The sequence below is a fragment of the Anaerostipes caccae L1-92 genome, assembly GCF_014467075.1.
Classification (GTDB): Bacteria; Bacillota; Clostridia; order Lachnospirales; family Lachnospiraceae; genus Anaerostipes; species Anaerostipes caccae.
On the sequence record NZ_AP023027.1, the window covers coordinates 1,912,424 to 1,936,316 of the forward strand.

At 42.1% G+C, this 23,893-nt stretch carries 25 protein-coding genes and 1 pseudogene; 4 read left to right on the forward strand and 22 right to left on the reverse strand.

Annotated features, from left to right (window positions below):
* Window positions 1-92 precede the first annotated feature (92 nt).
* A complete protein-coding gene (gene truA / locus ANCC_RS09395; RefSeq protein WP_006566878.1) occupies window positions 93-842 on the forward strand; it encodes a tRNA pseudouridine(38-40) synthase TruA in 750 nt (249 codons plus the stop codon).
* A 6-nt stretch (window positions 843-848) separates the two neighbouring features.
* Here the strand turns inward: truA and ANCC_RS09400 are convergent, their stop codons facing one another.
* Window positions 849-2,342: a L,D-transpeptidase gene (locus ANCC_RS09400; RefSeq protein ID WP_006566877.1), complete on the reverse strand. Its 1,494-nt coding sequence runs from the start codon at window positions 2,340-2,342 to the stop codon at window positions 849-851.
* A 160-nt stretch (window positions 2,343-2,502) separates the two neighbouring features.
* Between ANCC_RS09400 and ANCC_RS09405 the strand changes: the two genes are divergently transcribed.
* The gene (locus ANCC_RS09405) at window positions 2,503-2,679 is read left to right on the forward strand and encodes a DUF1540 domain-containing protein (protein WP_006566876.1); all 177 of its coding nucleotides are present in this window, start codon (window positions 2,503-2,505) and stop codon (window positions 2,677-2,679) included.
* Window positions 2,680-2,858: 179 nt separating this feature from the next.
* Here ANCC_RS09405 and ANCC_RS17625 read toward each other — a convergent pair whose 3' ends face one another.
* From ANCC_RS17625 to ANCC_RS09435, 8 genes and pseudogenes are all read right to left on the reverse strand, one after another.
* Window positions 2,859-3,869, reverse strand: a complete 1,011-nt coding sequence (locus ANCC_RS17625; protein WP_022261174.1) for a flotillin family protein — start codon at window positions 3,867-3,869, stop codon at window positions 2,859-2,861.
* 5 nt (window positions 3,870-3,874) lie between these two features.
* Window positions 3,875-4,102 (reverse strand): hypothetical protein, encoded by a 228-nt coding sequence (locus tag ANCC_RS18065; RefSeq protein WP_006566873.1) that lies wholly within the window; start codon window positions 4,100-4,102, stop codon window positions 3,875-3,877.
* A 431-nt stretch (window positions 4,103-4,533) separates the two neighbouring features.
* Window positions 4,534-5,250 (reverse strand): ABC transporter permease, encoded by a 717-nt coding sequence (locus ANCC_RS09415; RefSeq protein WP_006566872.1) that lies wholly within the window; start codon window positions 5,248-5,250, stop codon window positions 4,534-4,536.
* Between the two features lie 3 nt (window positions 5,251-5,253).
* Window positions 5,254-6,063 (reverse strand): ABC transporter ATP-binding protein, encoded by an 810-nt coding sequence (locus ANCC_RS09420; RefSeq protein WP_006566871.1) that lies wholly within the window; start codon window positions 6,061-6,063, stop codon window positions 5,254-5,256.
* Window positions 6,060-6,860 carry a MerR family transcriptional regulator gene (locus ANCC_RS09425; RefSeq protein ID WP_006566870.1) on the reverse strand — a complete coding sequence of 267 codons (801 nt, stop codon included), beginning with the start codon at window positions 6,858-6,860 and terminating at the stop codon, window positions 6,060-6,062. Before ANCC_RS09425 ends, ANCC_RS09420 begins: the two co-directional genes overlap by 4 nt.
* A gap of 398 nt (window positions 6,861-7,258) precedes the next feature.
* Window positions 7,259-7,876, reverse strand: coding sequence for a hypothetical protein (locus tag ANCC_RS18010; protein WP_006566869.1), 618 nt, complete (start codon window positions 7,874-7,876; stop codon window positions 7,259-7,261).
* Between the two features lie 79 nt (window positions 7,877-7,955).
* A pseudogene (locus ANCC_RS09430) lies at window positions 7,956-8,615 on the reverse strand (flavodoxin family protein); the annotation flags it as partial.
* Window positions 8,616-8,692: 77 nt separating this feature from the next.
* Window positions 8,693-9,001, reverse strand: a complete 309-nt coding sequence (locus ANCC_RS09435; protein WP_156340509.1) for a hypothetical protein — start codon at window positions 8,999-9,001, stop codon at window positions 8,693-8,695.
* A gap of 565 nt (window positions 9,002-9,566) precedes the next feature.
* Between ANCC_RS09435 and ANCC_RS09440 the strand changes: the two genes are divergently transcribed.
* Entirely contained in the window at window positions 9,567-10,052 is a 486-nt protein-coding gene (locus ANCC_RS09440; RefSeq protein ID WP_006566864.1) for a hypothetical protein, read from the forward strand.
* A gap of 365 nt (window positions 10,053-10,417) precedes the next feature.
* Here ANCC_RS09440 and ANCC_RS09445 read toward each other — a convergent pair whose 3' ends face one another.
* Window positions 10,418-11,056 carry a type 1 glutamine amidotransferase family protein gene (locus ANCC_RS09445; RefSeq protein WP_022261173.1) on the reverse strand — a complete coding sequence of 213 codons (639 nt, stop codon included), beginning with the start codon at window positions 11,054-11,056 and terminating at the stop codon, window positions 10,418-10,420.
* 106 nt (window positions 11,057-11,162) lie between these two features.
* Between ANCC_RS09445 and ANCC_RS09450 the strand changes: the two genes are divergently transcribed.
* Complete coding sequence (locus tag ANCC_RS09450) at window positions 11,163-12,095, forward strand: helix-turn-helix transcriptional regulator (protein WP_006566861.1); 933 nt, start codon at window positions 11,163-11,165, stop codon at window positions 12,093-12,095.
* A gap of 9 nt (window positions 12,096-12,104) precedes the next feature.
* Here the strand turns inward: ANCC_RS09450 and ANCC_RS09455 are convergent, their stop codons facing one another.
* The 12 genes from ANCC_RS09455 to ANCC_RS09510 form a co-directional block, all read right to left on the reverse strand.
* Window positions 12,105-12,314 carry a hypothetical protein gene (locus tag ANCC_RS09455; RefSeq protein WP_006566860.1) on the reverse strand — a complete coding sequence of 70 codons (210 nt, stop codon included), beginning with the start codon at window positions 12,312-12,314 and terminating at the stop codon, window positions 12,105-12,107.
* Window positions 12,289-12,555, reverse strand: a complete 267-nt coding sequence (locus ANCC_RS09460; protein WP_006566859.1) for an AbrB/MazE/SpoVT family DNA-binding domain-containing protein — start codon at window positions 12,553-12,555, stop codon at window positions 12,289-12,291. The genes ANCC_RS09455 and ANCC_RS09460 overlap by 26 nt, the downstream gene beginning before the upstream one ends.
* Before the next feature lie 462 nt (window positions 12,556-13,017).
* Window positions 13,018-14,028, reverse strand: a complete 1,011-nt coding sequence (locus ANCC_RS09465) for a GGGtGRT protein (RefSeq protein WP_006566857.1) — start codon at window positions 14,026-14,028, stop codon at window positions 13,018-13,020.
* A gap of 12 nt (window positions 14,029-14,040) precedes the next feature.
* The gene (locus ANCC_RS09470) at window positions 14,041-14,733 is read right to left on the reverse strand and encodes an iron-sulfur cluster assembly scaffold protein (RefSeq protein ID WP_006566856.1); all 693 of its coding nucleotides are present in this window, start codon (window positions 14,731-14,733) and stop codon (window positions 14,041-14,043) included.
* A 218-nt stretch (window positions 14,734-14,951) separates the two neighbouring features.
* Window positions 14,952-16,109, reverse strand: coding sequence for an iron-containing alcohol dehydrogenase (locus ANCC_RS09475; protein ID WP_006566855.1), 1,158 nt, complete (start codon window positions 16,107-16,109; stop codon window positions 14,952-14,954).
* A 32-nt stretch (window positions 16,110-16,141) separates the two neighbouring features.
* Entirely contained in the window at window positions 16,142-17,110 is a 969-nt protein-coding gene (locus tag ANCC_RS09480) for a sugar-binding transcriptional regulator (protein ID WP_022261172.1), read from the reverse strand.
* A 94-nt stretch (window positions 17,111-17,204) separates the two neighbouring features.
* On the reverse strand, window positions 17,205-18,833 hold the full coding sequence (locus ANCC_RS09485; protein WP_009289570.1) for a PTS system mannose/fructose/sorbose family transporter subunit IID: 1,629 nt from the start codon (window positions 18,831-18,833) through the stop codon (window positions 17,205-17,207).
* Window positions 18,834-18,854: 21 nt separating this feature from the next.
* Entirely contained in the window at window positions 18,855-19,352 is a 498-nt protein-coding gene (locus tag ANCC_RS09490; RefSeq protein ID WP_006566852.1) for a PTS sugar transporter subunit IIB, read from the reverse strand.
* Window positions 19,353-19,474: 122 nt separating this feature from the next.
* Entirely contained in the window at window positions 19,475-20,527 is a 1,053-nt protein-coding gene (locus ANCC_RS09495) for a zinc-dependent alcohol dehydrogenase (protein ID WP_006566851.1), read from the reverse strand.
* A 32-nt stretch (window positions 20,528-20,559) separates the two neighbouring features.
* Window positions 20,560-21,438 (reverse strand): class II fructose-bisphosphate aldolase, encoded by an 879-nt coding sequence (locus ANCC_RS09500; RefSeq protein ID WP_006566850.1) that lies wholly within the window; start codon window positions 21,436-21,438, stop codon window positions 20,560-20,562.
* 229 nt (window positions 21,439-21,667) lie between these two features.
* Window positions 21,668-22,945: an HD domain-containing phosphohydrolase gene (locus ANCC_RS09505; protein WP_006566849.1), complete on the reverse strand. Its 1,278-nt coding sequence runs from the start codon at window positions 22,943-22,945 to the stop codon at window positions 21,668-21,670.
* 57 nt (window positions 22,946-23,002) lie between these two features.
* Window positions 23,003-23,881: a hypothetical protein gene (locus tag ANCC_RS09510; RefSeq protein WP_006566848.1), complete on the reverse strand. Its 879-nt coding sequence runs from the start codon at window positions 23,879-23,881 to the stop codon at window positions 23,003-23,005.
* Between the last annotated feature and the right edge of the window lie 12 nt (window positions 23,882-23,893).

Consider the following 23,893-nt stretch of genomic DNA (forward strand, 5'->3'; position numbering starts at 1 on the left):
AGCAGAAACTATGATTTGTATTTTTTGGCATCTTCCCCTATAATGGAATCCAGCAGATTTAAAAAAATCCCGCACAAAAAGGAGTACAGGAAATGATGAAACGAAATATCCGTCTGAAGATAGAATATGACGGCACCCGCTATCAAGGCTGGCAGAAACTTGGCAAAAATGCAAACGCCAGCACGATCCAGGGAAAATTGGAGTCAGTTCTCTCAAAAATGACCGGGGAATCCATCCAGATTATCGGTTCCGGCCGCACAGATGCCGGCGTACACGCCTGCGGACAAATCGCCAACTTCCATACAGACTGCAGCTTCTCCTGCCGGGAGATCAAAGAATACCTCACGAAATATCTGCCTTCCGATATCGGTATTGTGACGGCAGATGAAGTCTCAGAGCGCTTCCACAGCCGGCTGAATGCAAAACAAAAGACATATCAGTACCGTATTGCCATTCCCGGCACTGTGAATGTTTTTGAAAGAAAATATTTGTGGAAATATCCGGAAACACTGAACATAGAAAAAATGAACAAGGCAGCCGCCTTCTGTCTCGGCACCCACGACTTTTTAGGATTCTCTTCCGTCAAAAAGACAAAGAAATCAACGGTGAGAACAATCTATTCTATTGTGATTGAAGAAGAACACAGCGAAATCCGCCTCAGTTTCACCGGCGACGGCTTCCTTTATAATATGGTCCGGATTCTGACCGGAACACTGGCTGAGATCGGTGCAGGAACCAGAGACCCTGAGTCTATTTTTCATGTATTTCAGTCAAAAGACCGGAAAGATGCGGGCATCACCGCCCCGCCCCATGGCCTGTTCCTAATGAATGTGGAGTATTAAGACCTCTTAGTAGTGGATAAACACCGGATCTCCGCTCTCCACAAGCTTATATATGGCCGCTGCATCCGAGAGCTGAAGGTTTACACACCCGTGGGAACCGGTCACTTTATATCTGCCTGGAGACCACAGACCCCAGTCGCTCCTCTTGCTCCAGTGATATCCGGTTCCGGTCCACATGATTCTGACCCAATACTTGGTGTCTACACTGTAATCTGCACCAACCAGGGTTTTGGTCAGCCGTTTTTCTTTCACATAGTATGTTCCGGTCCTTGTGATGCGGTCAGGAGTCGGTTTTCCCGTAATACAGTTTGCAGAAAATACTCTCTTGCCGTTTTTATATACAAATACTTCCTGAGCGGAGAGATCCACCTCACTGTAATTTTTATGATCCCAGTCATTTTGAGGATTTTGATAATCTTTCCGATAGGCCTTATTAAAATAAACAGGTTTTAAATTTACGGTCATAGCTTTCTGATTTTTATCCGACGGATCTTTTTGGTAAGTCTCCATCAGTTTCTTTGACGGTGCTTTTTTCAGCAGTTTCAGGACTCTGGCGATCTCCTTGTCGTAATCAATCCTCCATCCGTAGTCTCCGCCTTCTACTTTTATTTTCTTGCCTGAATGCGTGGTGAATTTTCTGGCAATCCCTACGGTTTTATATTTAAGACAGAATTTTTCCACCCAGTCTTCCACGGCAGATTTGTCAAGCTTCACCGTACGTTTTTTTGTATTGACCCTGATACAGTCTTTCAAAACCTCAGGTGTCATCGTCTCCTTTGTATCGTTTCCCATATCCCATTGAATCCAGTGCAGCAAATACTGATTATATGTCTCCTGCATCCTGGTAAGTTCAGAGTCATCGATTCTTAACCCCGGTTCTTTATATACACCGGGATATGTTTTCTGGTCCGTCAGATCCATAGAAGTTTTCAGTTCCTTTATGGCTTCCGATAACCGTCTCACAAAGGCCTTCTGATCCAAAATATTTCCTTCTATTTCTTTTTTCAGCACGCCATACTTTTTCTCTTTAGAGTATTCTATTGCCGCATCTTCGGGCTTCGTCAGCTTATAGCCGTCATCCCCGGTCACCAAAACCGATTTTTTTACAAGACCTGAGAGCTTCTTCTCTGAAAAATCAATCGTATCTTTTAAATTTTTCTGTTCCTTCTTCATAAAAGAAAAAATGACACTCTGTTTATGCTGCTTTTGATACAGTTCTTTCACCGAATCCAAAGACTTTACTTTTAAGCCGATATCCCTGCCTTTGATCGTTAAAGTTCCCTTTTCTCTCCCTTTTACGGTAATGCTGTATCGGTCTGCAGTCTCTTTGAGCTCATCCAGAGACTCTTCATAGGTCATTCCCGATACTTTGAGGCCGTCGATACTGCTTCCCGGATACCACCGGTCTTTATAATAAATATGTACTGCTGTGAGTGCTGCGATGACGGCCACCGCCGCTGCACCCATGATATATAAATATTTTTGTTTTATTTTTGCCATATTTTTCTCCTGTTTCTAAGCTGCTTTTCCCTTTTATGGCCTGTTTTTTCCTGCCATGTATAAGGATAACGAACATTTTATTTAGTGTCAACATGTGATGTATCCTTTTTCAGATTACGGAGATACTAAAGTTGTATCATAAATTGAAAGGAGCCTTGTTATGAAATCAAATGGAAAAAACGATTGTATCGAGTGTACAATTAATAACTGTGCCTACCATGCAGGTGATGTTGACTATTGTACTTTAGAGACAATCAAAATCGGAACTCATGAGCCTAATCCGACAACAAAAGAATGCACTGACTGTGAATCTTTCGCAAACAAATCAGGATGCTAAAGTAATACCATCCACCAACTCATTTTCTTTATTCCTTTAAGTTCGGAAACAGCAGAAATTTTTGGTTAAAAATTTCTGCTGTTTTTATTAATCTGATACTTGCCAGAGCAAAGAAAACGAGAGCCTGCCTGATTTTCCATAAAAGGAAATATTCGAACAAACTCTCTCCTGTCAGTTTCTCAGTTATCTTCTGGTTCGCTTCTTACTTCTTCCATACTGTCAGAGTCATTTTCACTATCTTTTTGAACTCCAACAGCGGCTACTTTTCCGCCGATAACGCCTGCCAGCAGGGACTTAATGTCAAGTCCCATGGACTTCTGCAGTCCCTGATCAACCTGGGCAACAGATTTCACGATATCTTCCGTCAATTTAGCCGAATTCCCGTCTCCGTACATAACGATGGAATCAACCTTGGATAACGGTTCGGCAACGATCCTTGCAACTTCCGGATAAGCTTTAAAGTACATTTCAAGAATTGCAGCCTCACCCATTTTCGCCATGGCCTCTGCTTTCTTTTCAATACCCGCTGCTTCCGCGAGCGCTTTTGCCTGGATTGCAGATGCCTCCGCTTCACCCTTTGCCCGAACTCCGGCAGCCTCCTGTTCGGCCTCATAAGCTTCCGCATCCTTCTTGCGTTCATAAAGATCTGCTTCGGCTTCCTGTTCTCTCGTGAATCGGTCGACCTCAGCCTTTTTGCGGACTTCGGCATCCAATGCCTTCTCCCTGACATCTACTTCTCTCGTTTTTAACTCGACTTCCCGCTCCTGCTTTGCGATATTAGCATTGGCATTGGCAATTTCCAACTGTTTTCGCTGCTCCTGCTCCTCGATCTTATAAATGGCATCTGCTTCTGCCTTCTTCAGATCCGCTTCCTTTTTAAGTTCTGCTTTGCGGATTTCCAACTGGTTATTTTTGATTGCAATTTCTGTCTCTGAGGCAACCCTTGCATCATTGGCCTCTTTATCGGCCTGTGCCTTGGCAACTTCAACTTCTTTTTTAGATTCTGCCCTGGCAATAGCGGCTGATTTTTTAATCTTTGATATGTTGTCGATACCAAGATTTTCAATGACTTCATTGTTATCGACAAAATTTTGAACATTAAAACTGATGATTTCAAGGCCCATAGCTCCCAGATCCGGAACGGCATTGTCTTTTACTTTCTCTGCAAATTTCTGGCGGTCAGAAACCATTTCTTTCAATTCTGGCCGATGATTTCCCTCATATTACCTTCCAGTACTTCCCGGGATATCATACCGATGATATCGGTTCCGCAGTCCAAAAAGTTTTGGGATGCCTTTTCCAGCATCTCCTGAGAACTTCCGATTTTAACATTGACGGCTGAATCTACATTGGTATTGATGTAATCGGCTGTCGGAACCGGACTGGAAGTCTTTACATCTACGGAAACCAGCCTCAGGCTCAATTCGTCTTTCTTTTCAAAAAACGGGATCTTAACGCCCGCCTTTCCGATAAGAAATCTCGGTTTCTTCCTCAGACCGGAAATGATCAGTGCGGTATCCGGAGATGCCTTGACATAGCCGGAGAAAAAATAATTAGAACGAATATGATCGCTGCAGCCGGCAATAAAATTGAAATGTAATCCATGATACTTTCCATATGTACCTCCTCTTTCGTAAAAGTTTCTGGGTTCTTACCTTTGAGAGAACTAAAATTAAAAACCTGGTTCTATAACGCAAAATAGAGATGCACGGTAAAGGCATCTCTTTTATATATGCAGAATATAGTTCCTGTTACCAAAGTTCTCTCTCATGTAATTATTATACAATGACGTGTGGCAATATTCAACAAAAAAGTTTTCTATATCCGGTTGCATACACTCGTTTATACTCCTTTTTACTCTGTTCGTATCCTCTTAAGCAAAAAACGGTTTGTTACAGCTGCTATGAAAAAAATAACGGCCAGCGGAATACAGCTCTTCAGCTCTGATTTCGGTTCTAAAAGCAGAGCATAACCCCATGTCGCAGGAAATAATTTTCCCAGCTGTTCTAAAAATTCAGGAAGCAGATTTACAGGAAACATGATTCCCGACAGCATAATAGAGGGAAAAAATAAGATCTGGCTGATCATCGTCAGTTTTGCCTGACTTTTCACCAGAAGACCCAGAACACCTGAAATACTCAATGAAACGATCAGAAAAAAGACCAGGGCGGCAAAATATAATAAAAGATCAGATGGAATGACTGCATCAAAAGCAGCCGGAGCGGCAGCAAAAATAATTACGCTCATGATAAACAGATGGACGAATGCAGACAGTATGGAGGAAAGCAGACCGCAGTGCAGCGGCACCCCATTGGCCTCATACATTTTCTTGATGTTACTTCCGCAAATTTCCAAAACCGAAGAAGGCACACCGATCAGTGCTCCCATTGATACCCCCATGACCGTCATGGACTGAATTAATGTATCCTTTGCCTCGGGCATCAGCGAGGTAAAAATCCCTCCCATGACGGCAAAAAATAAAAGAGGAACGAGATAGCACGTAACAAGCATAGTTCTGCTCCTTATATCTATCTTAAACTGCAGCATCGTTCCATATAAAAAAGCATTCATATATCATTCCCCCTCTGTCAGTTTCATAAAGAACTGTTCTAATTTCCCTCTGTTTATCTCTATATCTAAAATCTGAAGATTTCTCGTTTGATAGTTTTTAAGAAGTTTAAACATAGTCTCTCCAATCTGATCTGACGTATAATGTTCTTCTCCGAGTTCCGTTGTAATTTTAATATCATATTGTCCGCCTGCTTTTACGGTCAATTCTGAAACCGTGCCCATAAAGGCTATCCTTCCTTCATGTAAAATCGCTATACGGTCACATAACTTCTCCACCTCCGCCATATCATGGCTGGCTAAGATTATTGTTTTTCCCTGATTGTTCAATTTTCCAATTTGATCATGCAGAGATATTCTTCCTCCCACATCAAGCCCGGCTGTAGGCTCATCCAAAAAAATGATATCCGGATTGCCGATCACGGCAAGAGCCAGATGCAGACGCCTTTTCTGACCAGTGGATAAATCGGCATATTTCATCTTCTTCAGCTCATTTATTCCGAGTGCAGATAATACAGAATTGTTTACCTTTGTATGATTCCATTTTGCGAAAAGCTGTATCGCTTCCATCGGTTTTATAAAGGCGGGGAGAGAAGCTGACTGAAGCTGAATTCCTACCCTTCCGTCTGCCGTAATTTTCCCGCTGTCATATTTTCTGAGACCTTCCATGCACTCAAGAGTCGTAGTCTTACCCGCCCCGTTGACGCCGAGTACCCCAAAAATCTCTCCTTTCTTTACTTGAAAACTCAGCCCTTTCAGTACAGTATGGCTCCCATAGCTTTTCGTCAGACTTTCTACCCGGACCGCATAACTCATAATTCACCCTCCACAAACGGATTGATGCCCATCCGCGAAAAATAAATTTCCAGGGCAGGGTCCAGATAAGCATTCACTTCTGCCTGTTTCTGCACCCAATCATTGTCTATGCCCTCGAATTTCCCAAATTCTATGAGCTCCTGCAGTATACTGATATCTCCGCCGGTAAATTCTGTGATCAATGTCCAAAATTTTTCTGCCAGCACCTGAGCCTTTTCATCTTCAGGCGGGACGCCCTTTTCACTGAGTTCTATGGCTTCTTCGTTCAGGCAATTATACTTCTCCATAAAAATCGTACCGCTTTCCTCGTCAAAACGGCTTCGGATATTATCCAGCAGACTGTCGTCAAAATGCTTGATCAGCCAGTAGTACTCGTTGTTCATATGGAAATTTACAATAATATCGGCATATTTCTTAAAATCCACGGTCTGAATCTGCAACACCTCTGACTTTAACATTTCAATGGCATTTAACGATTCCGTCAGACGATCTATTTTTTCTCTGACAGCAGCAGCCTGCCTTGAAAGGGCATCCGCAACATCATCGGGCGAGTCAAGGGAGATCAGTCTGTTCTTTATATCATCCAGTGAAAATCCCAGAGACTTTAAGGACAGGATCTGGTGAAGCCTCACCATGTCTTTATATGTATACAGTCTGCGGCCGCCTCTGCTTTCGGCGGACGGAGAAAAAATGCCTTGTTTATCATAATACTGTAAAGCACGAACCGTAATCCCCATTTTCTTTGCAAGCTCTCCGACTGTCATATATTCTTTGGATGACTCTCTTTGTTCTCTCATTTGTCGTACCTCCTAAAATTATTATAATTCATGACGCCGCGTCACAAGCAAGCAGTTCTTGAACAAAAGTGTGCTTCACACACCTCGCGAACCAGTTTTTTCTATGCACAGCTTTTGTTCCGCGCACGAAGCAGCGCATCCTGCCCGCAGGGCTTTTTATTCCATAGGACGAACTCTCCTATGGAATAAAAAAAGCTTGATTGGGATATACCCAACCAAGCTGAAGTCAGCGTTTAATGTTTATGTTTTTGCTGTAAAATAAAGCTTATCATTGATATAAATGCAGAATGATATGGTAAACATCTGGAATATATCTGTCTTTTAAATCAAATTTTTGTATTATCATACAATTTCTTTTGCTCATAAAACGTTCTCCCCAAAATCATTAATTTCTCAAATTATAACCGCTGTATATGAAATGCCGTTGTCTGGGGTATCACAGAAGGCGTCTGAAAATTTGCATGAGTCACTCTCACCATATTGCCGGGCTGCAGATCACGCAGTCTGATCGGCAAACCGAATTGGTTTGTAATAGTAGTGGAATTTGTAATTAAAAATCTGTTTTGATCATTCATATTCCTTGGATTTTCCGTAACGATAAAATGGTTGTCAAAATCAATTAAAACAATCCTTCCTGTTGTCACCGAGGATGGTCGCTGAGGCGGCAATGGCGGCCGCGGCGGCAGAGAAATCCTTTGTACAATCACAGAAACGGCATTGGACTGAGGCGGTATGCTTCTTGTCATGCGTGATGAAAATATGACATTGACCCACATTCCCCTCTGAATACAGCATATACACATGCTCTGCCCAAAGGAATTTAAGATCACCGTATTCCTATTTAAATTTAAACGTATATATTGAATCGAATCAGGCCGGTTTCTTTCCGGGACAGAATAAGATATCAAGATATTTCCAACTGAATTATTAACACAAGAAGCCTCTTCCACGAAAGCATTGTTGATCCGCATCAGATTCCCTTGTTGAATCAATCTCCCACGAGTAATGTTATCCATAAAAGCTTCCAACAATTGTTTTACTGTATTATATTCAGAATTTGCCGGGCTGTTCAAATAGTGTACGGAATGATAAAGTTTATTCTTTGCTTTTCCATGGACGCTTTTTATCCGTCCATCCTTTTTCCTGCCAATAATCTGAATCCGCCTTATTCCATCCGTTTTTTTGAACGATGCGCATGATATTGAAAAATAATCTGGTCTTTACAGACGGTTCTACTTTGCCATAATTGTTCTTGATTTTTAATGCCAAAGAATCGGTTTTCTTCTCTATATTATTTTTTATCTTGTTATTAATACCATTCCACGCTACCGCCCTAACTGCAGCCCCATATTTATAAATCTTTGCAGTCCCCCAAAAGAACAGGCTGTCTGCCATATCTTTATTTGTGCTTTTCATTCCTCCCCCTGCAGCAGTCGAGATACAGACAGCCTGTTTATGGAACATCTTTTCTTCAGGACGGTGTACCATCCATCGGTACCCATAATGGTCTAAAAATGACTTCATTGCGCCTGTTGCATGATATACATATACCGGGCTTGCCAGGATGATGACATCTGCATCATCCATGGCTTTAGTAATAGGTCTTAATTTTTCATAATGAGGGCATGATGTTTCAGATCTTTCAAAACAGTTTGTACACCCTATGCAAAAGGAGTCAAAATCTCTTGGCAAAAAGAATTCTGTAACTTCCCCCTCCAGCTTTTCCGAGAGCATTTTTGCAATATGATAGGTAGAACCCTTATGGCTCTTTCATTAAAAAATTTTGCATTAGTTATGGCTTTACGCTGATAATAATTTGTTAAATTCTTACTTTATAGCATATATGTTAGTGTTCCATAAATCCATGTATCTGCTGTGTATTTTCCAGAAATAGCTTTAAAACTAACCGCTCCATTTTCGTTATTTACGAATAGCAAAGGTGAAATATATCCATTATGAACGAAAGTTACTTTCATAGTTTTTTTTGGCCAAAACTTTTTTGGTAAAATATATACTGTTATAGTTGTATCAGGTTGAACATCTTGCGCATAAGTAAAATTAAAAGTCAAATTCATTATTTCCCCGAATTTTTCTGCATATATACTACCGCTGTTAAAGCCAGCTTGTGTATACTCTTCCATTTCATATTCTAAAGCCGAATTTAAGCTATTAATTCTGCTATTCGTCCTCTCTATTGCTTCTGTATGTGCCTGATATGCCTCAATGTTTACTAACCCGGCAGAGTTCATCACTACTTCAAATGGTGCTATATTAGAAATATCAAAACAGAAATCCCATGTAACAGAAAAACCCGGACTTTCCTCCTCCGAAGGAATATTTTTAGCCTGTGCTGCCTGTGCAAGACAGAATATTCCTTTTCAGCTGCTGCCGCAGTATATGGCCCGGCAAAAAGGATTCGAGATGTATCTGTGACGGAGACGATTAATGAACTGTAAGATGACCGTGGCCCGTCATGTTTCAAGAATAAAAATTTTTATCCAGCAGGAGTCCCCTGCTGGATATTTCATATCGTATCTTCATAATCATATCTATTACAGATAGTATGTACTGGTCTGTTTCAGTTATTGGCTCATTCACATCCGTCATTGGCCACAAATGATTGATTATCTCTTCTAATATACATATAATTACAATCATACAGATCGTTTCATCACTTATTTACATCAAGCAAAGGAGGATCACAATATGCCATTTAGAACTTATACCCAAGATTTTATTCCAACGATCTCTTATGATCGTCTGTATTCTACAAATGATTTTGCACAAAGCATACTCACGCTCTTTGCACATCAACCGCCAGAAAATTACGATGATAATCCCAGACAAAATCACCCATGCTTAATGAGAACGCTTCGCGCAGTTGAAAGAAATCTCGATTCCCTCATTTCTACAAGGCAGCCTCTGCCGAGCAAAACAACGTCACTGCTGATCAATGGTCTGCCCGTTTATCACGAAACTGACACTAACCATGGCGCCAATAACTGTTCCCTATTTTATACTTTCGACCAGGCCCAAAATAATCTTATAGAAATTCATGCGATAGGCGCTCATGAAACCTATTATAAATTGGACTGTGCCTCTGATGCATTTGATACTGCGGTGCAGGCACTGCCTGCCCAAACTTTATGGAGTTATCATGTAAGAGGGCAGCTTTATGCACCTCAAAGTTAGTGGACAAGTATATTTATCTTTAGATCCATATTTTATCAGGAAGATGGTATCTCATCATTTCCTGACAGTCCTCACACAATAACAAAGGATGCATTACACAGTCAGGATGCTGCGTAAAAATCATGACATTTTCCACATGATTTCCGTTCGGCTCTTAGAATGCCTCACTCCAATCATATGGAAAATGGACGTAATGTCTGTTGGAGAAGGGCCTCTGTAAAAAAGGTGCCACCTGTGATAGTTTTTCTCCATTGTCGGAAGGAGGCCTTTCCAGAGCCGACTGGAGATAATGGAGAAAAACTCATAATTATTTTGTTAACTACTTTTACATCTAATACATCATCAGCTGCAATACTGAATCTCCATTAACTTTCATCTCTGGACGGCAATGATTGCATCAGGGCAAAGAAATGTTTCGGGTCGCCGGTACTAAAGTATTTATACCACGATTCCAGTGTGTTTGTTTCAAAAACATCTAAATATTCAATGATTTGTTTTGTCCACAACAAAGCTCCGGTGCAGCTTGCAGTAATAAGATTATTTTCTGCTGCGGATGGCTTGTCTATATAAAAACTTTGTCCTTTATAACCAGGAGAAACCATTTCAAGAAATCCCGGCCCGTTACTGGTATGCGGACGCTGATCTAACAGCCCAAAGTTGGCAAGCGCTGCAGTAGCCCCGCAGATTGCACCTACCGCAGCACCTAAGGTGAGAAATTCACTTGCTTTCTCGATGACAGCGGCATGCTTTGGGTCGTTCCATGTATCTGATCCCGGCAAAAGCAGCATGCTTGTTTTACTCACAACAATATCGTCGATGAAACAATCCGGCACAATGGTCATCCCGCCCATTGTATGGATTGGGTCCTTAGAATAGCTGACCGTCTTAAGTGATACACGCTGCGCGCCCTTTTTGAAAAATCTACCGGAATTGAGCTCCGAAATAACATGCCCCAGTTCCCAGTCGGCTAAAGTATCAAGAACATAAACATAAATTGTAAACATAATTTCCTCCAATTTCATTGTCTTATTGATTTGTTTGCTTTATCATTGTACCATGTGATTGTTGACAACATTATGGCCATAATCCAAATCGAAAGGCAATTATTAAATGAAAGTAGACAGGCTTGTTAGTATTATTATGATACTCCTTGATAAAAAACGTATAGGTGCGCAGGAGTTAGCAGATATGTTTGAAGTCTCACCCCGCACAATCTACCGCGACATAGACGCTATTAACATGGCAGGCATTCCTGTCCGCGGAGCTGCGGGAGTAGGCGGCGGCTTTGAAATCATGCCGGAATACAAAATTGATAAAAAGGTCTTTTCCAGCGCTGACCTTTCCACTCTCTTGATGGGACTTTCCAGTCTTTCAAATATAATAAAAGGTGATGAGCTGATACACACTCTTACAAAAGTCAAGAGTTTTATTCCTGACGACAGGGCGAAAGAGATTGAATTAAAATTAAATCAAATATGTATAGACGTAAGTCCGTGGAAAGGTAACAGTAACTTACAAACATATGTAGAAATTATCAAAGCAGCCTTACAGGAAAACAAAGTACTTGCGTTTGAATATATCGCCCACCGCGGAATCAGCACCGTACGAACAGTCGATCCATATCAGCTTGTAATGAAAAGCAGTCATTGGTATTTACAGGGATATTGCCATAGAAGGAATGATTTTCGCTTATTCAGACTGTCTCGCATGTCAAATCTGCAAATGCAGGAGGAAACTTTTGCACTGCGGGATTATCAAAAGCCGACTTTAGACGTTACAGACATTTTAGAAGCCTTACAAACAAAAATCAAAATCCGAATTCATAAATCTGTGATGGATAGAGTGCTCGATTATTGCACCTATGAAGATTTTTCACCAGCCGGTGATGAGTATTACATTGTCAGCTTTCCCTTCATAGAGAATGAATACCACTATGATATTCTTTTAAGTTTTGGGGATAAATGCGAGTGTTTAGAGCCAAAACATATCCGTGCAGAAATGAAACGCAGAATACATAATATAGCTAACTTATATGAAAAATGAAACACAGCTTTATACATAATCAAAAATACTTTGAATTGCATCTGTTATATTGATAATGTCTGCCATTGGAATATGCAGAGGGCTGGCCACACTATTCTGAATAATGGGACAACCGATAATTTCACCGGTTTGATTAAAAAAGTCCTTACTCGTAACAAGTACAGGACTCTTGACTCTTTCTATTTTGACAATATCACCTTGATGTAATGTTTCTTTCATTCCAAACCTCTTTTACTACAGGTTCTCCCCAGTCATACTCACCGTCTAAATTTAGTTTTCCATTAAAATCGGCAGCTCTTTCTTCAAGAGTTTTATGTCCAAATGGTTTAACTAATGTAATCATGCCGTTCACTACGTTTACATCTAATGCATCATCAACTGCAATATTGGCTTCCTGTAAAATCTCTTTCGAAATACGTGTGCCTTGACTATTTCCCCATGTTTTAACCTGCGTTTGCAAGAAAACACCTCCATCGTTCTTGTATATATCACCACTATAAATTAATCAATTATTTCTATTATTTTGGCATTTAAGAACACTCCTAAATAAAAATCAAGAAACAAAGAATTGTACCAGATAAACTGAAATTTATTAATTCAGCAAACTTTAAATTTATCTGCTGATTATGTTCTTTAACCCTGTTGTCTTTCTTTCACAGGGTCTTGGCCTTTTAGAATTAGCATGATGTTTTCTGCATTCATCACATTTGCCATAAACCTCACTTTTTGTTTTTTACAAGGGCACTTTTCGTTTATTGTCATTTTCTATCACCATAAATACTAATTTGTCTTATTATACAATATTTGTAAACAAAAAAATAGAAATACCTATCTTTTCCGAGTAATTTGTAACCTACGCACACCAAAAAAGGACCTCTGACAGCCATTCACACCATCAGAGATCCTTATTTTAAGCCATTTCTTAGAACTTACCTTCTTTTGCAGCTTCCTCGATCGCAACTGCAACTGCAACAGTTGCACCTACCATCGGGTTGTTGCCCATTCCGATCAGACCCATCATTTCAACGTGAGCCGGTACGGAAGAAGATCCTGCGAACTGTGCATCAGAATGCATACGTCCCATAGTATCTGTCATACCATAAGAAGCCGGTCCTGCAGCCATGTTGTCCGGATGGAGTGTACGGCCTGTACCACCGCCGGATGCAACAGAGAAGTATTTTTTACCCTGCTCGATACATTCTTTTTTGTATGTACCTGCAACCGGGTGCTGGAAACGTGTTGGGTTCGTAGAGTTTCCTGTGATAGAAACGTCAACACCTTCTTTGTGCATGATAGCAACACCTTCTGTTACATCATTTGCACCGTAGCAGTTAACCTTTGCTCTCAGTCCTTCTGAGTAAGATTTTCTGAATACTTCTTCTACTTTTCCTGTGGAGTAGTCCATCTTAGTTTCAACAAATGTAAATCCATTGATTCTGGAAATGATCTGTGCAGCATCTTTTCCAAGACCATTTAAGATAACACGAAGTGGTTTCTGGCGTACTTTGTTCGCTTTTTCAGCGATACCAATCGCACCTTCTGCTGCTGCAAAAGACTCATGTCCTGCTAAGAATGCAAAACATTCTGTCTCTTCTTCCAGAAGCATCTTACCTAAGTTACCATGTCCAAGACCTACTTTTCTCTGTTCTGCAACAGATCCGGGAATACAGAATGCCTGAAGTCCTTCACCGATTGCAGCAGCAGCGTCAGCAGCTCTTGTGCAGCCTTTTTTGATTGCAATGGCAGCACCTACGGTGTAAGCCCATTTTGCATTTTCAAAACAGATCGGCTGGATGCCTTCTACCTGAGAATAAACATCTAATCCTGCAGCTTTTGTAACTTCAGCAGCTTCTTCAATAGAATTAATACCATATTCTTTTAATACAGCAAGAATTTGTTTCTCTCTTCTCTCATATGATTCAAATAAAGCCATGTTCGTTACCTCCTATTGATTTCTCGGGTCAATGATTTTAGCAGCATCATCTACTCTGCCGTACTGACCTTTTGCTTTGTCTAAAGCTGTCTGAGCGTCATCGCCTGCCTTGATGAAGTCCATCATCTTACCAAAGCTTACAAACTGGTATCCGATAATCTGATCTTCTTCGTCCAAAGCGATTCCTGTAACATATCCTTCAGCCATTTCAAGGTAACGAGGTCCTTTTTTCAGTGTACCGTACATAGTACCAACCTGAGATCTTAACCCTTTTCCTAAATCTTCAAGCCCTGCTCCGATTGGAAGCCCGTCCTCAGAGAAAGCACTCTGGGTTCTTCCGTATACGATCTGTAAGAACAGTTCTCTCATCGCTGTATTGATAGCATCACATACTAAGTCTGTATTTAATGCTTCTAAAATTGTTCTTCCTGGTAAAATTTCAGATGCCATGGCAGCTGAGTGAGTCATACCAGAACATCCGATAGTCTCTACCAATGCTTCCTGGATAATTCCTTCTTTTACGTTCAGAGTTAACTTACATCCCCCCTGCTGAGGTGCACACCATCCAATACCGTGAGTCAGCCCGGAAATATCAGTTACGTTTTTTGCACTGATCCATTTTGCTTCTTCAGGGATCGGAGCAGCTCCGTGGTTTACACCCTGAGCTACAGTACACATTTGTTCTACTTCATGTGAATAAATCATGTTGAAACTCCTTTCAGTGAATAAATAATAAACATTCCACACTCATATGTAAGTAATGTTTTTAAGCTCATTTGCTCTAGTTTATTTTATCATATTGTTAAAATTAAAACAAGAAATTATCTCAATAACTTTGTAATGTTTTGTATTTTTTCGCGGACTGGAAAAGGCCGGGTTCCATTCGCAGGACTCCGGCCTTTTTCTGTTATTTTGCTCTGACCCTATAATGCATTTTCATAAATGTGAACGATATCTTCCTTCGTGAGTTCCACATAAGAGCCTTTACAGCCCGCCGCCGCTTTTTCTGCCATGACATCAAAATAGGTTTCATCAATTCCTACTTCTCTCAATGTAGAAGGAAGCCCCATGTCTTTAAAGAACTCCTTCGTACAGTTGATGGCCTTTCTCGCTGTCTCCATGTCATCTTCTGCCATCGGCAGATTCCAGACATTTCTTCCGTAGTCTGCAAATTTCTTCGCCGTAGCTTCATTCAGTGCAAACTCCATCCAGTGAGGTGTGAGGATTGCAAGTCCCTCCCCGTGGGTGATATCATAAAATGCACTTAATTCGTGCTCCATGGGATGTACACACCATGCAACTTCGGCTCCGTCTGAAAGAATGCCGTTGATCGCCATGCTGGATGTCCACATGAGATTGGCCCTGGCATCATAATCATCCGGGTGTTCCAGCGCAACAGGCCCATAGTAAAAGCAGTTCTTTAAGAGACCCTCCGCAAACCGTGCCTGTACATCAGCATTGGACACATTGGTAAAATAATTTTCAAAAATATGACTGATCATATCTGCTGTACCTGCTGCCGTCTGCTTTTTGGAAACAGAATATGTATACTCCGGATCCATAATAGACATCTTTGGTTTCATATGCTCACTGGCTGTTCCCCATTTTTCATTTTTCTTGAGATCGGAGATTACCGCAAACTTATCCATTTCAGATCCGGTGGCTGCCAATGTAAGCACAGAGTAAATCGGCAGTGCGGCAGTGATCTTTTCCGGGTGTAAAACAAGTTCCCATGGATCTTCTTCACTGCAGGCTCCGGCTGCTATAACTTTCCCACAGTCGATAACACTTCCTCCTCCGATGGCAAGGACCATGTCAATGTTTTCTTCCTTACAGATTCCTACTCCCTTTACCACAGACTCTATCCGCGGATTAGGCTCCACACCGGAAAGTTCGGACACACAAAGTCCCGCATCTTTCAAAATCTTCATCGCGGTATCATAGATTCCTGCTTTTTTAATGCTGCCGCCTCCATAGACAAGCAGAACCTTTTCTCCGCTCTCCCTAAGTTCAGATAAATGAGCGATCTGTCCCTTTCCAAAGTGAATCTTTGTTGGAATTGAGTATGTGAAGTTGTTCATTTGGACCTCCTTAAATTATGTTAATATGTGTTTTATTGTTCTACAGCTATCAAATATTCCGCCGCCTGCATATCGGTGATCAGGACATTTACAATGCCTGCCCTCAGCGCGCCCAGAATTGCCTGCCGCTTTTCTTTGCCGTAGGCGACCCCTACTCTGATCGGTATCTTCTTTAAATTCTCAAATGAAATACTGACCAGGCGCTTGTTGAAAGAATCTTCAATCAGGTTTCCTTCTATGTCAAAAACATGGCAGAGAATCTCGCCGACCCCTCCTTTATCTTTTAGACGGTCATATTCTCCCGGTGGAATAATATCTGTATTCATGATGGTTGAATTGTAATCCAATGCACCGATCCCAAACACTGCTACATCTGCGCCTTCCGCTATCTCAATGACGTTGCGGACACTTTCTTCTTCCATAAACTTCTGTTTGGCCTGCTCGTCTGCAACGACCAGTGGTGCCATGATCTGATATGCACTTACTTTTAAAATCTTAGCGACCACATCGATCAGATAATTGGAATATGCCAGACGGTATTCTTCATCCGCAGAAGCCGGCGGATTATTGGAACCGGACAATGGAACTACTTTTACATCCTTATACTTTTGCAGCCTCAGTCTCATATCTTTTTCCAGATACTGAATAGCCTTTTGAAGAGTAATTCCCTTTGTAAGTGCCAGGGTCATATGGTTTTTCATGATCCTGATCATGTAGTCTGCCGTGAGAAACCCGATTTCTTCGATGACCTCCCCTTCTCTGGGATAAGCTATGATTGCTTCTTTAAGGTCAAATTTTTCTTCAAGGAATTCTTCTTCATTGGCAGCACTGTTTTCAGGAAAATTGATTTTAATCTGTACATATCCCTGTTTTCTGGCCTGCTCCAATGCTCTTGCGACCGTCATCCTGGACACGTTTAATTTCTTACCGATATCCACCTGCGACATGCCGTTTTTGTAATACATCTTTACAACTTTCATCATGAACCGTTCGTCTTTCAACTTCCTGCGTCTCCCTGTCTTCTGCAAATTTGTTTGTCTTACTACTAGTATATAGAAATGATATGTAATCCGTCAATCGAAACCATTCATCCTTTTATATAATTATCCCTAGACATCCTAAAATGAGTGAAACAATGGTCAGCCCCAGAGTGGCCGCAAAATAATTTCTCTTGACCTTTGCAAGGTATCCCCATACGCATAACACTACAGCCAGAGGAAGAAGGCCGGGTATAATAGAGTCGAAGATAGACTGCAGAGTCGTTGTGTACGCACTGGTTGCGAATTTTAACGGTGTGGACACCGTAACATAAGTTGAGGCAAGGCCTCCCATCATAAACAGACCTAAGATGCTTGCTCCTGCAATGATCATATTGACCAGTCCGGATTTCAGCATATTTTCCGCAAAAGAGTATCCAAACGTATAACATTTGGAGGTCAGAAAGTAGCCGATACAAAAACAGACAACAGTTAAGCATACGACCGGTCCAATTCCTCCCAGGGGATTTCCCTGTTTTGCAAGGGGCAGGAACAATCCGATAAACAGATACATGAGGGTGGACCAGGAAATGGTATCGCCGATTCCGGCCAGCGGCCCCATCAGGCCTGTCTTAAGATTCATTACCACTTCACCCGGTATTACATCATAATTTTGTGACTTCTTCTCTTCCATTGCCAGAGTCAGTCCAAGAATTGGGCCGCCGCCCCAGTGAGCCTCTGTGTTAAAAAATGTCATATGGCGTTTCAGTGCTTCACAGTAATGCTCTTTATTCTCTTCTCCCGGATAGAATTTTTTCAGTGCCGGCACCAGCGCTGTACAAAAACTAGGCGCCTGCATTCTTTCAAAGCTGTGTCCGACTTCTGCACCGATCCACCAGCGCATCCATGCATGGAATATGTCTTTTTTTCCGAGCAGTTTTATTGTCTCATCGTATTCTTCTTCCTCTTCATCCTCGTCATCCTCATCTTCTGCCTCTCCTTTATAATCCTTTATAGTAAATGTAATATAGAGGAATGTAAGAAAGAGTCCGGCCAGAAGCAATGGAATTGTTCCGATTTTTGTATATTGGATCAGGAAGAAACCTGCAAAGAAAAACGGCATGTACCTCGGTTTGGAGATTAGATTTGCTATGATTGCAAATCCTACAGCAGGCAGACATGCTCCCATGGCAGAAAGTCCATTTGTTACGAACTTCGGAATATCATCCAGGATTCCCTGTAATGCACCGCTTCCAAAATAAAGGGCAGTCGCCACGGGCACTGCAAACATTAAAGCTCTGATAATGCCGCAGTAAATAACAGACCACCTTGTCATTCCTGCTGCATCACCTTTTTCCGCAAAGGTATCTCCTCTCTGGGCAAAAAATCCATTCAGCAGATAGTCAAGATTCATCAGCTGTGCTCCCAGAAGTCCTACCGGCACTGCCAGGGCAACCGCAGCTGTTGTATTAAGTCCGGAAACCATAGCAACCGGAATTGCAACATAGGAAGCCAGACATGGATCTGTGGGCTGATTTCCGCCGGCGGAAATGACACCCAGGTAAATCAGCTGCAGAGACGCACCGATGATCATTGCCTGTGTCATGTCTCCCATGACAGCACCGATAATGACAGCATTAAAAATTACAGTGTTGAACATAAAGGCCCCTGTCGTATAGGGAATGCAGCATTTGGCTATGCCGCAGAACAAACCCAGCAATATAGCCTGCATTAATGAAATCGTCATATTTTCATCCTCCTTTTCCTCTTAATGAAGATTCGGAAATGTCTTCCTCATAATTTCCAAAGACTCTTTCCTGTCAGTTGGCTGCATCTGGAAACACAGCTTCACCCCGCTCTTTTCAATGTCCATCAGGGTCTGTGCTTCACTTTCTGAGAGTCCTACCTGCTTGTAAATCTGTTTTCTGTCATGAATGACTGCCATCTGGCCGATGGTAATCTCATCAAAAGATACGCCTGCTTCCTGGAGTTTAGCTATTTGCTTTACATCCCGGAATAATACGAACACATTTCCGGAGCCAAACTTATTTTTCTTCCAGGCTTCCGCTGCCTTCTCTACGGATAAAATACTGACTTTCAAGTCCGGCGGCGCTGCAAATTTCAGTATACTTTTCTGCATTTTATCTATCGCCACCTGATCATCAATGACAACGATTTTCTGTGCATGAAAGACTTTCACCCACTGGGTAACCACTTGTCCGTGGATCAGGCGGTCATCAACTCTGACTGCTAATTTTTTCGCCATACCTCATTCTCCTTTTCTGTGACATTCTGAAGATGATTTAGTCATCATCTTCATCGTCATTTAAGAATCCCTCTGTATCAATGCGGAAAATCATTTGCTCTTGCTGATAAACTTTCACTTTTTTACTGCTGATCCAATAAGACACTTACCCTATACATTCCCGGCTTGCTTGCCTCTTCAAATGCTTCCTGGATCTGATCTAATTTGAACGTTTTTTCTTCAATTAGCTTAGATACATCTACAACTCCTGTGCTAAGTGCTCTCGCAGCTTCCTGGAAATCTTCATTGTCTGCGCCAAAGGTTCCGATCAGTTCCATCCTGCGGTAATGCATTTCATTGGAATCAATATGTAATTCCGGTGCCGGATAGCCGGCCGCAAACAGCAGCAGTTTACCGTCTTTTTCTTTGATCATTTTCAGACCCTGATCATTAGCCGCTGTGACTCCTACAGCAGCGATAACAGCATCCGTTCCCTTTCCTTCTGTCAGCCTTTTTACTTCCTCCACAGGATCCGCCTGATTACAGTCAATGACCTCAAATCCCATAGCCCTGGCAGTCTCAAGTTTCTTCGGAATCATTTCTGATACAATCACACGGCATCCATAAGCCTTTGCCACCTGTGCATTGATCAGCCCCATCGTTCCTGCCCCAATGACGGCCACAGTATCAAATGGCTTCAGCCTTAATTTTTTTGCCCCGTGGAGTACTGTAGCCAGCGGTTCTAAAAATCCTGCCTCAGCCGGGTTCACAGAAGCTGCTATTTTGTAAATGCCCCGCACACTTTTCACACAATAGTCTGAAAATCCGAAGAAGCCCCAGCGGTATCCGTCTTCCGTGTCTTTTCTGATGTCTTCACACTGATCCACCTGTCCGTTCCGGCAGGCAGAACAGTTTCCGCAGCCTTCATATCCCGTTGCAACCAGATCACCGATTTTAAAATCAGCCACCTTGGATCCGACTTTCTGTACGATACCGGCAGCCTCATGTCCTCCTGCCATCGGATATCCCTGGTGCTCTCTCAAGCCAAGCCATTGTCCGTAGTCTGTAGTGCAGATGTTGCAGGCTTTCATTTTCAAAAGGACATCATACTCACCGATTTCCGGCAAATCTCTTTCCCTGACTTCTGCCACACCTTTTTTTACTAAACATCCGAATCTCATTTTCCCTTCGCTCATAATCTGCTCCTTTTCTGCTGTCCTAAAAGTCTCTATGCTCTGTTCTCTCCGCCGAATAATCTCATATAATGTTTCAGCAGGTTTTTATAGCCTTCTCCCATAGCATTTGACAAGTCATACATGTTGGCACTCTGGTTTCCAAACTCTCCGAGACTTCCGTCCTTTACCATGCTGTCATAGTCAATTCCGAGATATTCTTTTAATTGTGCAAGCCCTGCATTGCTCAAGTCTGTACATAAATTTACTTTCTGGATTCCTGTCTGCACTGCTTTTCGTAGATTGTCATCTCCTGTCCCCGATCCCCCGTGAAGAACCAGCGGAATTTCGAGCATCTGATGGAGCTCAGCCAGTAATTCGAACTCAAGTTTTGGAGTTCCCTTGTATGTGCCATGGGATGTTCCTACAGAAACTGCCAGACAGTCGACCCCGGTCTGTTTTACAAACTCTGCGGCCTCATCCTTTCTCGTAAGCCCTGAATCCCTGGTCTGTTCATATTCAAATCCCTGTCCGACATGCCCTAATTCCGCTTCCACAGAAACACCGACAGCATGAGCAATTTTAACGATCTCTGCAACCTCTTTTACATTCTCTTCAAATGGCAGTGTGGAGCGGTCTACCATGACGGATGTGCATCCGCACCGGATAGCCGTCATGATTTCTTCAAAATCCCCGCCGTGGTCTAAGTTGATCGCCCCTGATACAGTCGGAAACTTGTGCTTATAGTAGTTCACTGTGTCTATCGTTTCCTCCAGGCTGTGGATTCCTGCGCAGTCAAAGATGACCGGTGCTTTCAGCTCTTCAGCGGCTTCAAAAACACTCTTTACCGTAACACCGTTCCATACATTTGGTGCTGCAACTCCATATCCTTCTGCTTTTGCCTTTCGTAATATTGTACCCATATCTGTGATCATACCATTACCTCCATCTGTGCATTTGCTTTATTTATTGTGCATCTGTTCTTATGTTTCAAATTATAGCATATTTCGGCAGCATGTCAAGCATATTCACTTTTTAATGTGAATATGCTCATTTGTGTATTTGTTATGATATCATCACAAAAAAATCCCACTCCGAATCTGGAGTGGGAAATTATTTTTATTCTTCGTTTTTCATAAAATAGTGACTATATCAGAAAAAAGATTAGGACAGCATCTTTGGAAATCCCTGTTCTTTCAGCATCCCGAGCATCTCTCTGTACTCATCCTTCATTTGCTGATATATCAGCATCAGCCGCTCTCCGTTTTTATCGATCTCCTCCATAAGAAAATCATAATTCATGGAAACGGCCTTTGTAACTTCCGGACATATTTGATTTCTGCGGGCCATGTCACCGAGTATCTTCAAGGTCTGTTCCTTTGAGAAGACCTGCTTATAGCTGCGCTTTCGGATCAGTGCACTGATGATGTCCGCCACCGCACAGATTCTTTCCTCCCTGGAAAGCTGATCTCCCGTAAGACCCAGAGGATACCCGGAGCCGTCCAGCTTTTCATGATGTCTGACTGCGATCTTATATATATCAGGATGGACGTATTCTTTCAGAATTCTTCCGCTGTCAACTACATGCTCCTGCATGATCTTGTATTCGTCCGGTGTCAGTGCCCCCGGCTTTTCTAATATTTCAACCGGTGTGGCAACCTTTCCGATATCATGGAGCAGAGCGCCGTAATACAGGCGGTCTGACCTGTCACCGGGAATTCCCATAATATTTGCTATGGCAATGCTGGCATTAACCGTTGTTATCGTGTGAAGCACCATGAACTCACTGCGGAAGTCGATGGAATATGCCAGCATTTCCAGGTAAGTCCGCTGCTCATCTTCCGTAAATCTCATCTTTTCTATGATGTCTTCCAATTCCTCCTCGAAGGAGCCGTCCTTCAGTGCCCGGCCGATTTGATATTTCTCCTCCGCACGCAGAAGTGTCTCAACGGCAAACTCAGAAAACTCCCTTCCTTTTCTCTCCTCAAGTTTTTCCCTTATTTGTGCCTTTGTCTGCCACAGCAGATCAGTTCTGTCCGCCAGATGAATGACATCTGCAAGGAAAAGAGTACGTCCTTTCACTCCCTGCTCCTTCATCAGGCAGTAATCCGCATGATGGTAAAGCACTGCCTCCGTATATTCGGAAAGAGGCGAAAACATTTTGAGGAATAAGCTGCCGTAAATGGAATGTTCCCATACATTTCTCGATTCAAATTCCACGATACAGTCAATTTCTTCTGTTTTATATGCCCCGATATCATGAATGAGACATACCAGAAGGACATTTTTCAGCATCTCGTGTGAGATCTCTCCCTCTGCCTCTTCTAAAATTTTGAGAGCAATGTAAGCTACCCTCTCTCCGTGTTCAACCAGACGGGGATCTACTTTGTTCAGCGTCCGCTTAACAATCCCCCATATATTTTTGCTCCTTATGGCGTGCATATTATAATACCTTTATATCCCCTTCTTTGTTCATCATGTTACCCTCTTAAGAACTATTTACTTTAACAATTTTTTAATTTTGGAAAGTGATTTTTCGCTGGCTGTATAAAACTTTTGGCTGCCCTTTTTATCCGTGATGCAAAAAGACGTCCCCTCTTCCGATACCGAAAGACTGGTCAGTGTTCCCTGCGTATAAAAACGGTACTCAGTCCACTTCGCAGTGTCATGTTTTTTCTTATCTGCCTTGGCATTCCGCAGGAGTTCAGATACCTGAACAGCTGTTTCGTTAAATTTCAGCTTTTGATCTGTGATGATCAGGGACGCATCTGCAAGCCTTTCCAGATAGGAAGGATAATGTTTGACGTTAACCGCGTCGATCAGCCCATCCCCAATGACGCTTGCATTGTTGAAGCAGTATACATTTTCAGGAATCTGGTCAAATACAATATAGCTGTTCCCATAAACCTTAAATTCATACGTAGAATTATCCTCATCGATCAGTGCATAAGAGTAAATATTACCGTGATATTTTTCCCGCAGATCGGTGACCGTCAGCCCTATGATGCGATATGAATTCTGCACAATATCTTTCACAAAATTACAAACGGGCTCATTCGTGACAGCAAAACTTTGGTACGCCTTTCCCTTTTGGATACGGACAAAATCTGTCTTTGAAATGGTGCTCCCCGCCACTTCCTTTTTGTAGGCAGCCAGCTTCTGATCACCGGTATATTCGTGTATTTCTTTAATTTTTTTGTCCAGCGAATCTTCCCTTGCTCTAGACCTCTTCAGATCCTGGCTGAGCTTTTCGTTCTGGTCCTGTAATTTCTGGTAGTATTCCGATTCGATGATTTCCTGTTTGGAAGCTTTCCCGCAGCCGGAAAGCGCAAAAGAAACGCAGATGAAAAGCGTCAGAGTCATCATTCTTTTTCTCATGCTGTGAAATCC